Annotated in this window: 12 protein-coding genes and 1 tRNA gene; 2 read left to right on the top strand and 11 right to left on the bottom strand. The window is 57.7% G+C overall.

Annotation, left to right across the window (positions count from 1 at the left end; translation table 11 throughout):
* Positions 1-39: 39 nt before the first annotated feature.
* The 5 genes from hisD to I9187_RS10195 all read right to left on the bottom strand — a co-directional run bounded on the left by hisD (position 40) and on the right by I9187_RS10195 (position 3,828).
* Entirely contained in the window at positions 40-1,341 is a 1,302-nt protein-coding gene (gene hisD / locus I9187_RS10175; protein ID WP_171176267.1) for a histidinol dehydrogenase, read from the bottom strand.
* Between the two features lie 61 nt (positions 1,342-1,402).
* Complete coding sequence (locus I9187_RS10180) at positions 1,403-1,924, bottom strand: GNAT family N-acetyltransferase (RefSeq protein WP_171727353.1); 522 nt, start codon at positions 1,922-1,924, stop codon at positions 1,403-1,405.
* Positions 1,925-2,401, bottom strand: a complete 477-nt coding sequence (locus I9187_RS10185; protein ID WP_171175820.1) for a DUF2948 family protein — start codon at positions 2,399-2,401, stop codon at positions 1,925-1,927.
* Complete coding sequence (murA, locus tag I9187_RS10190; RefSeq protein WP_171175823.1) at positions 2,398-3,666, bottom strand: UDP-N-acetylglucosamine 1-carboxyvinyltransferase; 1,269 nt, start codon at positions 3,664-3,666, stop codon at positions 2,398-2,400. The genes I9187_RS10185 and murA overlap by 4 nt, the downstream gene beginning before the upstream one ends.
* A 6-nt stretch (positions 3,667-3,672) precedes the next feature.
* On the bottom strand, positions 3,673-3,828 hold the full coding sequence (locus tag I9187_RS10195; protein ID WP_171175825.1) for a hypothetical protein: 156 nt from the start codon (positions 3,826-3,828) through the stop codon (positions 3,673-3,675).
* An 83-nt stretch (positions 3,829-3,911) separates the two neighbouring features.
* Between I9187_RS10195 and I9187_RS10200 the strand changes: the two genes are divergently transcribed.
* Positions 3,912-3,986 (top strand) — tRNA-Thr (locus tag I9187_RS10200).
* Between the two features lie 73 nt (positions 3,987-4,059).
* On the opposite strand, the gene I9187_RS10205 is transcribed toward I9187_RS10200, so the two are convergent.
* The 6 genes from I9187_RS10205 to I9187_RS10235 form a co-directional block, all read right to left on the bottom strand.
* A complete protein-coding gene (locus tag I9187_RS10205) occupies positions 4,060-4,647 on the bottom strand; it encodes a hypothetical protein (RefSeq protein ID WP_170567912.1) in 588 nt (195 codons plus the stop codon).
* Positions 4,634-5,035 carry a hypothetical protein gene (locus I9187_RS10210; protein ID WP_170567911.1) on the bottom strand — a complete coding sequence of 134 codons (402 nt, stop codon included), beginning with the start codon at positions 5,033-5,035 and terminating at the stop codon, positions 4,634-4,636. Before I9187_RS10210 ends, I9187_RS10205 begins: the two co-directional genes overlap by 14 nt.
* A gap of 404 nt (positions 5,036-5,439) precedes the next feature.
* Complete coding sequence (locus tag I9187_RS10215; protein WP_170422152.1) at positions 5,440-6,567, bottom strand: biotin/lipoyl-binding protein; 1,128 nt, start codon at positions 6,565-6,567, stop codon at positions 5,440-5,442.
* 412 nt (positions 6,568-6,979) lie between these two features.
* The gene (locus I9187_RS10225; protein WP_170422155.1) at positions 6,980-7,492 is read right to left on the bottom strand and encodes a DUF1269 domain-containing protein; all 513 of its coding nucleotides are present in this window, start codon (positions 7,490-7,492) and stop codon (positions 6,980-6,982) included.
* Positions 7,493-7,818: 326 nt separating this feature from the next.
* Complete coding sequence (locus tag I9187_RS10230; RefSeq protein WP_170612385.1) at positions 7,819-9,456, bottom strand: DUF1254 domain-containing protein; 1,638 nt, start codon at positions 9,454-9,456, stop codon at positions 7,819-7,821.
* Between the two features lie 96 nt (positions 9,457-9,552).
* The gene (locus I9187_RS10235) at positions 9,553-11,904 is read right to left on the bottom strand and encodes an arylsulfatase (protein ID WP_348540085.1); all 2,352 of its coding nucleotides are present in this window, start codon (positions 11,902-11,904) and stop codon (positions 9,553-9,555) included.
* 402 nt (positions 11,905-12,306) lie between these two features.
* Between I9187_RS10235 and I9187_RS10240 the strand changes: the two genes are divergently transcribed.
* The gene (locus tag I9187_RS10240) at positions 12,307-13,176 is read left to right on the top strand and encodes an AraC family transcriptional regulator (protein ID WP_170422160.1); all 870 of its coding nucleotides are present in this window, start codon (positions 12,307-12,309) and stop codon (positions 13,174-13,176) included.
* Positions 13,177-13,465: the final 289 nt, after the last annotated feature.

The raw sequence follows: 13,465 nt of genomic DNA on the forward strand, positions 1-13,465 counted from the left end.
CGCGCAGAAACGCCACATCGGCCAAGTCTTTGCGCCATCTCATCCATTTAGGCGGTTCAATCGCGCTGCTACCGACAGCCCATGCGCCTCAAGGCTTTCCGATTGGGCCAGTTGTTCGGCGGCTGGACCTATGGCACGCAACGCTTCGGGGGTCATGTGGCTCAGTGTGGTGCGCTTGAGGAAGTCCATCACGCTGAGCCCCGATGAGAACCGCGCAGACCGGGCGGTCGGCAGAACGTGGTTCGGGCCGCCAACGTAGTCACCGATGGCTTCGGGCGTATATTGGCCCAGAAAAATGGCGCCAGCGTGGATCGTCTTTTCGCTCAACGCCAGCGGATCAGAAACGCACAGTTCCAGATGTTCTGGCGCAATGCGGTTGGACAGGATTGCCGCCTCGTCCAGGTCGCGTGCGGTGATGATAGAACCGAAGTCACGCCAACTGGCCCCGGCGATTGCGCGGCGTTGTAGGGTTTCAAGGCGCTTTTCCACCGCGTCCGCGACGCGTTGCCCGAAAGCAGCGTCATCGGTGATTAGGATGGATTGCGCGCTTTCGTCATGTTCGGCCTGACTGAGCAAATCCAGCGCGATCCAGTCGGGGTCGTTATCCTTGTCGGCAATCACCAAAATCTCCGACGGGCCCGCGATCATATCAATGCCGACCTTTCCAAAGACACGGCGTTTGGCGGCTGCAACAAAGGCATTGCCCGGGCCGGTGATCTTGTCGACCGGCGCGATAGTGTCGGTGCCATAGGCCAGTGCGGCCACAGCCTGCGCGCCACCGATTCGATAGATCTCGTCCACGCCCGCCAATTGCGCGGCCAGCAACACCAGCGGGTTCACCTGCCCGTCTGGTGTGGGAACCACGATGGCCAACCGCTCTACGCCCGCCACTTTAGCCGGAATGGCGTTCATCAACACCGACGACGGATAGGATGCCAGACCGCCCGGCACGTACAGCCCTGCGGCGGAGACTGCCGACCAGCGCCAACCCAGGGTCGCCCCGGCCTCATCCGTCCAGCTATGATCGGTGGGCATCTGTTTTTCGTGATAGGCCCGGATGCGGGCTGCAGCCAGTTCAAGCGCCTCGCGATCCTCGGTCGAGACTTGCGCCACCGCATCCACAATTTCCTGCGCGCTGAAGGCCAAAGTTTTCTGTGTTAGCTCCAGACGGTCAAACTTAGCAGTCAACTCGATGACCGCCACGTCACCGCGGTTGCGAACATCATCAATGATCTGAGCCACAACCGAATCCACATCTGGGCTGTCTTCGCGCTTGGCTGACAGCAGCGTTTGGAAGGCACCCTCAAAATCGGGTGATGTGGTGTCGAGGAAAACGGGCATGATCAGGCACTCCGGGCGTTGCGACATGGGACATATCGCTGCGAAGGTCGGGTCTCAACCCTCAGTCGTCGGGGTGCAGCGATTTGCGCATCGCCAAGCAGGACAAATCCTGGCGGTCACTGCACCGCCCGGTATCTTCCCACCCATGGCGTAGATAAAACTTCCGCGCCGTCCGGGTCGCATCCAGATGCGCCTCGGTGCAACCGCACGCAGCCAGTTGCTGTTCTAACCGATTGAGCAGAGCGGCCCCAACTCCGCTGCCTACATGACCGGGATCAACGTAGAGCAAGGTGATCTTCCCGGTCTCGAACAAACCGCCGACGGCAGCCACCCGCCCTTCATGCTCGGCCACCCAGATCTGCGACCCTGATTTGAACCAACCCCTGATGGTTTCTGGATCTTTGTTTGTAGTCCACTCTTTCAAATGGTCAGGATCATTACTGTGGTCGGCCACACAAAGCTGCGTGATCGACCGGATCAGCACCCGGCTGATGTCGAACACGTCGAACACGGTGGCCGGACGCAGCGCGATGCCTCCTGGCAGTCTAGACAACGCCTGAGAGATACCGCGCTTATTCTGCATCTATTCGGGGTGATGCGGGGCCTGACCCGACGGGGCCTGATACGGGCGGGTTACATCCTTGAGGGTCACATCGACGGCTTCAACCCGCAGGCGGATCACACCATCCCCTGCCAAAGTCAGCAAGATATGGCCTGCGCCATCCTCGCCCGCTTCAAAATCGACGGACAGAAGGGACATGATCATGTCCTTGTCGCTGCGATCGATACCCTGGCTGGCCACGGACAGTACCGAATCAAAGACCAGCACGGATTGCACCCGTTCAAACGGGCGTTCACGGCGGGTGGCCGCATCTTTGTCTTCCCAGCGAAAGCGGTTCAGCAGCAGACCAAAACGGCGCTGCGACGGCTGCCATTTCATCTCGGTCGCCGGGAAAACCGCGTCCTGCGCCAAGGTCGAGATCACCTGAAGGTCGTCGCTGTCCTCAGCACCCAGATTCAGCGGGGCCTCGCGCCCGTCTTCAAAACTTGCGTCTGTCATTGGCCCTTGATCCGTTCGATTTTTGCACCCACGCCTTCCAGCTTGCGCACCACATGCTCATATCCGCGGTCCAGATGATAGACCCGGCTGACCGTTGTTTCACCTTCTGCCGCCAGCCCCGCCAGAATCAGCGAGACCGAGGCGCGCAGGTCCGTTGCCATAACAGGCGCACCTTTCAGGCTTTCAACACCGGTAACTGTGGCTGTGCCACCATGCACCTCGATATTCGCGCCCATGCGCACCAGTTCGGGTGCGTGCATGAATCGGTTTTCGAAAATGCGTTCTTCCAGCACCGAGGTTCCTTCGGCGGTGCACATCAGCGCCATCATCTGCGCCTGAAGGTCCGTCGGGAATCCCGGGAAAGGTTCGGTCACAACATCCACGGCCTGAACGCGGCCATTCTTTCGCGCGACTTTCAGTCCCTTTTCGGTTTCCGTAACGCTGACTCCTGCTGCGTCCAGCTTCTCGGCAAAGGATTCGACCAGCGACATGCGCCCGCCCAGCAATTCAACTTCACCGCCGCAAATCGCCGGAGCCAGCATATAGGTACCCAGTTCGATCCGGTCCGTAACGACCTGATGCGTGGCACCATGCAACCGATCGACACCCTGGATTTCAATGGTCGAGGTCCCCTCGCCCGAAATCTGGGCTCCCATCTTGCGCAAGCATTCGACCAGATCGACAATCTCAGGCTCGCGCGCGGCATTCTTCAGAACAGTGGTTCCCTTGGCCAGCGTCGCAGCCATGACGATGTTTTCAGTTGCCCCAACCGAGGCAAAGCGCATCTCATGCACCGCGCCTTTCAGCCCGCCCTGTGCCTTGGCGTGCAGATACCCGTCTTTCAGTTCGATCTCTGCACCCAGCGCTTCCAGCCCCTCGACATGCAAATCCATCGGACGCGCGCCGATCGCGCAACCACCAGGCAGTGACACAACGGCCTGACCAAACCGCGCCAGCAATGGCCCAAGCACCAGATTAGATGCACGCATCTTACGCACGATGTCATAATCTGCAGTCTGACTGGTCAGGTTATGACTCGACATTGCGATCACCTGCCCGTCCTGCAGCGCCGACACCTCGGCCCCAAGCGATTGCAGCAGGGCAGTCATCGTTTTGATGTCGCTCAGCCGTGGAGCGTTGGTCAGTGTCAGCGGTTCTTCGCTCAGAAGCGTCGCGGGCATCAACGTCAGGCACGCATTCTTGGCCCCCGCAATCGGAATTTGCCCGGTCAGCGGGCCATTGCCCGTTACAAGAATCGAATCCATCTGCTCTTATCCCTCGTCCTTATCGGCTTTGTCCCCCGAGGCCGCCCGCGCCTTGGCCTGCGCCTTGCGCCGCGCCATGTTCGCCTTCAGCGCCGCCTTCAAACGCTCTTCTCTTGCGCCCCCGGATTTGCCTTGTTTTTTGGGTGAATTTTTATCTGTCATGCTCTTTCTCTACAGGAGGCGAAAAAAACCGTCCAGACACCCTTGCGCCGCGTTTCGTTTGAGTCTAATCACCCGCCCACAGCGCTGCTGTAGCTCAGAGGTAGAGCACTCCCTTGGTAAGGGAGAGGTCGAGAGTTCAATTCTCTCCAGCAGCACCATCTTTTCAATAACTTAGAAGATCGTGTCTCGGAAGTGTGTGGACTGTTCCCACCCCATTCCCACCCCGATCTCTCAGTTCGCTTCCATTTGACCAATGGATCGAAGCGCTCTTCTTCGGGCCAGTTCGATACTCGCGATCTGGTCGTCGGCGCTGTGGACCAGATGCAACAGTTGAGCGTCCGTCAACTGGGTGTGATCCTCAACAATCAAAGGGGGCGACATTGCTACTCGCATCGCCTGAACACCGGCCTGCTCTTCCAGTTGCTTTTGGGCGGGCAAGTCTTCGAATGGAACCAGCACGTCGGTCGGCAGATAGTGGAGTGTATCCCCACGCGACATTTCAATCGCCCACTCGTGTCGGACCTGAGCAGGCGACATCCGACCTTCGCACCGGATGAAAGTCGCAGCTAACTTCAGCGATACCCGCCACTGTCGTTCACTTACAACTCGGGGGTCATCGTCGATCTCAGCGCCACTTCCGACCGCATAGCAGGCCTTATTGTAGGCGTGTGCCGCTCGGTGGATTTGCTGGATGGCGGCAAGTTCGTCGCGCCTGCGCTGCAAGTCCGTTGGGTTCTGTTCGACAAAGGCTGCAATCACGGCATCCTGTTCAGCCTGCGGCGGGTCGATGATCTCTCGTTCGCTATCAGGCAGCTGCATTTGCTTTCTCCTTTTCGTCGTAAGTCTCAAGCAATCTCGAAAGCAACTCTTCTTCATCACTCGGTGCTTCAGTCTTGTTTTCGGTTTCGCTGGGAAGTTCACCGGCCCAGATGCGGTAGTACGAGGCGACCCGGTGAGTGGCGTAAGGCTCGGCCACTTCTAGCTTGAAGCTCTCGCCGTCGATCACCTCCCACATTAAGTCAATTACATACGGCGCTGGATATTGGTTTCCGGGCTCGGTTAGCCAGTGGGTCATAATTGGCCGCACGATCATGTCCGACTGCACCCACATACCGGGTTTGATGTCGTTGGGTATGGCGTCGGCGGGACGGTCCTGACCCCAAGTGATCGGTTCGCTCCAGCCGAGCGCTTTATTCAAGTCTGTCATAGTTGATTTCCTTTTCATCGATTGATGCGCATCCCGTCAGATCGATTGATCTACCGGCGACCACCCGTGGAGGCGGGTTGGTGGTCAGGCGGGTTGCCTGACGCTCAGGATGCATTGGGTTGGCAAGACCGGACTTCCTAACAGGGTCTCCGAAATAGGGCAAACGGATCGTTCTAGGCTCTGGACCTACAAACAGGTCACAGCGTCAACGGCTGCTTTGACCCAGGAGCAGACACTTGCAGAAAACACGACTATGACCGGGTCGCGGACAAAGCCGACATTACGAAAATCATTCAAATGCCTCTCAGTGGTCCAAAGTGGATCACCAAACCACAGTCTAGAAATCTCCGCTTAAAGTGTTTGTTTAAGCCAAGTAGCAAGTAAGCTTCGCAACTATTGAACTTCTAAATGTCCGGGCGGATGTAGTTCAAGATTGAGTTCATCCGAATGATGACCTTACGAATAACATGTGTGGCGGACGCGCTTTCTGTGTAAATCGCCGCGATTCCGGCGGCACCAGGCGGGATCTCATCTAGGATGTTTGGATCGTCGAGAACTATCCTTACAATGAACGGTTCGCTCGCGATCTGACCTGCCTGATACACCGTACCGGTCACCTGCGCTTGCCCTTGCGAGGCAATGTCGAGCACGGTTTCGACGGTACCTGTTATCAACACACCTGGCATTGTTTTGAAAGCCACTTCGACAGGCTGACCCACTTCGATGTGGCGGAGATAAATCTGATGGACTTCGGCGATCACAACTTTTTCGGCTGTGTCGACAAACACTCCCGCTGGAGCAAAGGGAAACGTAACCACGCGCTGACCTTCAGTAATCGCGAGATTGGTCAGGTATCCCTCTGATGGCGCACGGATAATCGTCTGTTCAAGATTCCATTCAGCCTGGTTAAGGGACGCTCTGGCCTCAGCCAGTTTCGCGACTTCACCGTCATCTGTGAGGGCACTGATTTCCACCTCGGCACGTGACACGGCAGATCGAGCTTGATCTACAGCGCCTTCCGCAGCTTCCAGGCTGGCTTCTGTTGATTCGAGTCGGCTTTGAGAGATCGTACCGCTGACGGCCAACCTGCTGTCATCTTCAAAACGTAGTTTTGCGAGGTCCCGTTGCGCAAGAGCCTGACGTAATTGGGCTTGTGCTGAGGCAAGCGCATCTTGGTCCTGACGAACCTGTGCCTCAACCCGCGCCAGGGTGGCTTCCGCCTGTCGAGCGGCTATCTCGAAGGGCTCCGGATCGAGGCGAAAAAGTACTTCACCTTCTTCCAGCGGAACGTTTGGTTTCGCTGCAACTTCGATCACCTGTCCCGCAACATTCGGAACAATCTGGGTGGCGCGTGTTAGGACCTTTATCGGTCCTGAAGGAGCGCCCCACTGCATTGGAATGAAAAGAAAGATCAACAGCACGACCATCCACACAATCGTTGAAAGCCATGTGGCCTTGGTGTTGGGTAGAACCTTCATCTTTACGAGAACGAACAAAACCGCGACATAAGCTAGGGTTAGAAAGACAATCATGCGGTCTCTCCTGAATCCGCACGTCTGCCCCCGCTCGATTCAATCTGTTTTGACAATGGCGACCTTGTGAAAGCCCATATCAAAGCGAGCGGCCAGAAAACCCCAAAAGTCAGAGCTCCGACCCAACCTGCGACATTGATCGCGTCCCGTTGTGGATGACTGCGCTCTGTGGCGATTTTGCCTGGCAACATGGCCAGGTAAATGAACCCGACCAGAAATGTGAGGATCAACACAATCAGCACGATCCACGCAAAAATATCCAATCCACTCATTTCGATTTTCTCCAGCAGCCCCAACCTCTTGTGTCGACCACCGGACCTTCAGCAAAGTATGGCGGACAGTTCGAGCGGTTACAGATTTTATGCGGATCAGTGTGGCCGATCCGCACGATCGACGGTCAATTAGCCTATGGCTAGGCTTGCGTACTCAATGCGGCGCGCAGCTCTTTTTCATCACTGACCGATAAGGATGTTTCGATCACTTCGCCCTTGAGGCCCTCGAGTTCGTTGAGCAGCTTTGTCGGACGGCTGGTCCAGCCGATCATTGCAAGCGCAGAGGTATCTGGCTTCAGTTTGGAACCGAGCATAGCCGCCAGACGGTCTTCGTCATCGGCCTGATCGAGGGCTCCGGCCAGTGTTCCCATCCCGGTTCCAGCAGCCGCCCCAAGTAGCAGGCCAGCCGCCGGATTGCCTGCCAGCGCACCAATCATTACGCCTGTCAGGCTACCCATCGCACCTCCGCCGAGCATACCAGTCGCGGTGAGCGTGTCAGAGTTCTTGATCCGGATGTCGCCAGCTTCATTCCGCGTAATCACTATGAACTCATTAATGTCGGCCTCCCATTCCTTCGACATTTTCGCGACGCGAAGTAGCGCCTCGTCCGCGGCATGACGGCCTTCAAAAAGTATGATGACAAGGTTGGACATTGGTTCTCTCCCTTTGAAATTTTGAAGCCAGTGAACGCGACGTCTTTGATAAACTTACCGTTTGCGTTGTGATCGGGAGTAAATCGAACGCCCCAATCGTATCCAAGCCGGGTTCATTTCACGGAGACATCGACGGTCTCGACACGGTGAATACTCGGCAACCGATAGGATCCATCATTGAACTCAGCATGCGCCCCTTAGGCTCGGACTTAAAGAAAACAGCTGCGACTTTGAGTGACGGCATGGTTGATTGACTAACATCAGAGTTGACCTTGCATGTTAAAAGAGCAGCAGGGGCGCAGGACGCCGCCCCCGCCTGACGGCGATCAGTCGCCGCTTACCAGCTCGAACTCACCGGGCCGCCAGGACTTGTCGAAGAACGCCTTCTCGGGGAAGTAGAGGCGCAAGAAGGTGAACCAGCCCTTTTTCGGATCGGTCTCGATCCAGTTGCCCCGCTCCACACCTTCCGGCTGTTCCGGCGCGAACCAAATGGTTGTCGAACCGTCCTCGTTTTCCACGGCTGCCGGGCTCGGGTAGGTCTGACTGCCCGCACGCGGATAGCGCTGCGATGTCTGCAGCATCCCGCGTGATTGGTTGTCGTAGACCGTCATCGACCAGAAGCGCGCCGCGGGAATGTCCGGCGGTAGATCCAGCTTGTAGGTCTTGGCGCCGTCGAACGGGTTACCATCGGAATCGACATTGGCAATCAGGTACTGCGAGCCGATGTTTTCGAGCCGCATGATCATCGCCGGTGTCACGCCAGTAGCGGTGTAGAACCACGACGTCCGCGAATGATACTTGCGCGCGCCTTTGTCCTCCAACGGCTTGATCTCTCCGTCTTCGACCACACCCGGCGGGTTCATGAAGTCATAGCCACCTGCCCAAAGACTTGCCCACCAGGCCGAGTCCTCATCGTAGTATCGGAAATGGTCCCTGGGATGTGCGCCCATGCCAAGGGTACGGGCCCCGGCGTTGCCGACCGCGACTGCCTCATCAAGGATCCGTCTCATCCGCTCATCCGGATTGAACTCTTCACCCTTCACGATGCCAATTGCAGCTGCTTGCCCTGCAAGCTCGACATCAAACGAAGAGGCAGGTTCCATCTGGATCACTTCGTGAAGCCACTCGTAATGGGTGAAATCGTTCGGTGGGATGGTGTTGAACGACACGCCAGTGCCGTTGACGAACCGAGGAGAAGGATGTTCCGTGGTTACACCGGCGATTGGCGCTTCGCCCAACAGAAATGACCCGATGCTCGTGCCCGTTCCACCCGGAACATAGGGGTAGATCTTGGTGTATTCTTTGACCGTGTCCATCGGTGGCTTTGGGTCATTGTCCTCAAGGAACGCACGCCCCAGCATGAAGACCCGGTTCGTGCGGGAATGGGCCACATAGTAGCCGCCTTCGGGCAGTACGCCGTCATATCCCGGGGGCACCAGCAAATACCGGCCGCCTTCACCGCGGTCAGGGCCGGGGAAGCCGAAATCGATGACCCAACGGAACCACATGTCATCGAAGATGCCCAGCACATTAGGCGGGGTCTCGACAACCATGGGGCCATCGTTCAGGTCGATGAATGACAGGAAATAGGGTGTGTCGGCATTCGCCGTGAGAAAGAGCGAATGCGCGTCCATCAGTTCTTCGAACAGCAGCACTTCGTTGTGCTGCACGCCGATGTCGAGAAAGCCTTTGTAGAAGCCGTGCATCGATACGACCTGGATCGTGTTCATGAAGGTCTCAATCCCGTGAAGGTAGTCGAGCTCATCCTGCACCTTCTGGGCTGTGTCTCCCGTCGGATAGCCGTCTTTGAACGTCAGAGTTCCGAGACGCGTCGATTCTACCTCGTCAGGCGTTGTGAGAAATTCTGGAATGGGTTCGTATTCGACCTCAGCGTAAGCCGGGCTCAATCCCGATACCGACAATGCCAGAATTATCGCGATGGATATGGTGGTTCTTCTTGTCATGAAGAGTGTTCTCCAGATTCGATTTGAGGGATAGCTGTTGATGTCTTCGTTGCGCAGACAGGGGCTGATGCCCCTGTCCACACCTGAACACCTCGGTTACCGCAACTTGACCTCGACCTTCTCCAGCGTGCCGGGGAAGTCGAAGGGCACGTGGTAGCTTTCGCTCACGGGTTCGCCCGCGTCGGAGCCGATGTCGAATGTCTCATCGAGCGAGATTCGGAAGCCCATGGTGCGCTCGACCCGACCCTCGCCAACGAGTTCATCGTTAACGAAAAGCTTGCCCATGCCGCCCTTGCCGACGCCGCCGCCATCATACTCGAACTCGTAGCGGATCGTGTGCTTGCCAGCCGACAGAGGGTCGCCCTCAATGTTGTAACGTTCAAGATTGGCAACATTGTAGGTGTAGACCGGCTTGCCATCGAGCACGTAGAGCGCCCAGCCGCCGAACCGGCCGCCCTGGGTGACGAGCATCCCGTCATTGTCCCCGTCAGCGATCTCGATATGCGCCGTGATGGTGTGCGACTTGTTTTTGAAGTCGGGCGCGGTGCCTTCGGGAATGCGTGTCATGTTGTCGTAGTAGGTGAACTCTGTACGACCCGCCGTCAGGCTGGGGCGCAGCGAGACATCCATGCGCTCCACCTTGCTGCTGACAATCGGCAGCACGTCATATTTTGCTGCCTCGCCGTAGAACAGAAGCTGCAACTCTGCCAGTTTCTCGGGGTTCTCCGCGGCAAGGTTGTTGGCCTGGGTGAAGTCCTCGGCAACGTTATAGAGTTCCCAATCCCACTCGGTGATTACATCGGTCGGCTTTACCACGCTGACCCAGGGGGCTTCCGGCGGTGTGGTGGTCGCCATCCAGCCGTCACTGTAGATCGCGCGGTTGCCCAGCATTTCGAAATACTGGGTCCGGCGGGTTGAGGGTGCCTCCGCGTTATCGAAGGCATACATCATGCTGGTGCCCTCGATCTCGGACTGGGCCACCCCGTTGATCGAGGTCGGTGCTGGCAGGCCAGCCGCTTCGAGGATTGTCGGCATGATATCGATAACGTGGTGGAACTGATCACGGACCTCCCCCCGCGCTTCAATGCCAGCGGGCCAGCGGATGATCATGCCGTTGCGGGTCCCGCCAAAATGGCTGGCCACCTGCTTTGTCCATTGGAACGGCGTGTTCATCGCGTGCGCCCAGGCCGAGGGAAAGTGGCCGAACGTATTCGGTCCGCCCAGCTCATCGATGCGCGCATACGTGTCCTCGAAGGGCACGGGGATGTTGTTGAAGAACGTCATCTCGTTTAGCAATCCATCCGGGCTGCCCTCAGCCGACGCGCCGTTGTCACCCATCAGGTAGATAATCAACGTGTTGTCGAGTTCGCCGGTTTCCTCGACCGCGTCGATGATGCGGTTGATCTGGTAGTCCATGTGCGACAGCGCCCCGGCATAGACCTCCATCATGCGGGCATAGAGCTCTTTCTGCTGATCATTCAGCGAATCCCAGGCACGAAGCTGTTCCGGACGCGGCGTAAGCACAGCATCCTGTGGAATGATGCCGCGCTCTTTCTGACGCGCGAAGGACTCTTCGCGTACGGCGTCCCAGCCCTGATCAAACTGGCCTTTGAACCTGTCGATCCACTCTTGCGGGGCGTGGTGCGGCGCGTGACTTGTGCCCGGCGCGTAGTAGACGAAGAAGGGCTTTTCCGGTGCGAGCGCGTGCTGTTCCCGGATGTAGTTGATGGCCCGGTCGGCCATGTCCTCATCCAGGTGGTAATCATCGGTGTTCGGCGGCTCAATCGGCTTGGTGCCGTCAAAGATCGCGGGCGTGAACTGGCTTGTGTCGCCACCGATGAAGCCAAAGAACTGCTCGAAACCAAGCCCCGTCGGCCACAGGTCGAACGGCCCGGCCTGGCTCGACTGCCAGTCCGGCACGTTGTGGTTCTTGCCATACCAAGCGGTGTTGTACCCGTTGCCTTTCAGGATCTCGGCAATGGTGCCGTTCTCTTTTGGCATCAGCGAGTTGTAGCCCGGGAAACCAGTGCCCAGCTCCATAATGACGCCGGTTGAGTTGGAATGGTGATTGCGCCCGGAAATCAGCGCCGATCGGGTCGGAGAGCAAAGTGCCGTCGTGTGCATCCGGGTGAACAGGAGGCCATCCTCGGCAAGCCGATCATAGGCTTCGGTTGGCACGGGACCACCAAAGGCAGTCGGCGCGCCAAAGCCCACATCGTCCGGCATGATCAAGAGAACATTGGGCGCACCCTCGGGTGCGGACACCTGCCGCGGAAAATCGAGACTCGAGTCCGAGGTGCGGAGCGCGATATGGCCACCAAACTCAGTCATTGGGACCGGCAAGACCGAGCGATCCCAGTCATCTTGGGCCACAGCTGGCGCGGCAGTCAGGGCGAGCGTTCCTGCCAAGAGCGCCATGGGCAACCTGGTCAGTTCAAAAAGTTTCACGGCTGTCTCCTCCTTTTGATTTGAACTGCGCGACGCACCTCGTTTTGTCAGACTGCTTCCATGTCGCGCGGCATGAAGCGCGAGCCAGAATGAAACCGCTACCTTTTGGCAGCGCTCTTCGTAGGACATGTCCGGGAGGCGCCGCGTCGAGTTCTTTTTGCTGCAGTGTTGTAGGCACAAATCGCTTAGTCTAAGAATCAACACTAGCGCCCAAGGAACCAGCTATTGTCTTCAAACACACGGGAAGATCGATCGTTTTGCCGTCCCGACGACTCGAGACAGGTCCGTGCGGGCCTGTTGCTGGGTTTGTTTAAGTGCCTGTCTGATCCCATGTTTGGTCTGGGGAAAGGTCTCTCCGCAGAGGTAGCGGGGCTCGATGTTCCGAATCAGGCGGAGCGTTGGATGCCCGACGGCACCTACCTAGAGGGCCTCGCCCGCATCGACCACCTCGATGATCTTGGCGGGATCATGCTGAGGGCAGGTATGGACCAAGAGTTCGCGGATATGGGGCTTTTCGGCAAAGCCGTCATTCATTCTGAGACTATCTGGGCCGCCCTCTGCATTCTGCGCGACACGGTTCCCTATATCGTTCCCGGGGTCAGTGTTGGCCTCCGAGTGCGAAGGGATCGTTGTCGGTTCACGTACGTTCACCCCTTCGGCGTGGGCCCGGAAGCCTCGCTCGATGTGCAATACACAATCGGACTGATCTGCAACCTTCTCGCCCAGCGCACGGGCACACGCAGCGCGCATATCCGGGTGAGCTATCCCGGAGCGCGCGCTCACCACACAACATTTCTCAGTGGCGTGAGCCAGGTTTCGGAGGGTGATATCGGAACAGTTGAGTTCGATGATCACCTCTTGCGGACGCCGCTCAAACACTCCAGGCCCGACCTGTCCGATCTCCTTCTTTTGGCCATGGCAGAGGCGCCCGAAGTGCCCAATGCGTCCTGTGAGATGTCCGACCTCGTAACTCATTTGCAATACGCGTCATTGCGCACCAACCAGCGCCCTCTTGCGCAAACCGAAGTCGCTAACCTTCTCGACAAACCGCTCAGAACCCTCCAGGATGCCCTAAAAAAAGAGGGCAGCCGTTTTGATCGCCTCCGCGATGGCCCGCGCCATGCCATCGCGCGAGAGGCTTTACGGCAAGGCCGCGAAATTGACGAGGTCGCTCAAAGCATTGGTTTTTCGCACCGGCAGAACTTTTCTACGGCCTTCTCAAAGTGGGAGGGGTGCTCTCCATCAGAGTTCCGGTCGCGCGGAGGCACCTGACCCTCTTCTCTGGCTAGCAAAAGGCATTGAGCAGTGGAGTTTATAGCCACGAGACAACCGACCAGAAGCATTCAACGTGTACGCGAAAGGCTTACTTTGAGACACCATTACTGCTAGATAGCAGTGGAGCGATTTCCGTTTCGCGCTTAGTTCTGCCTGTTGCCGCGTCGAGTTCGAAGGTCCGCTTTGGGCTCTGAGCAGTCGGTCAGCCAGGATTGCCCCAACGACAGCTTCCGAAATCCGAACGGCGGCTTTACTGCCCCGCCACGCCCAACAAAAGTTCGTCTGA

This window comes from Ruegeria sp. HKCCE4148, assembly GCF_017872495.1.
In the GTDB taxonomy this organism is placed as follows: domain Bacteria; phylum Pseudomonadota; class Alphaproteobacteria; order Rhodobacterales; family Rhodobacteraceae; genus Ruegeria.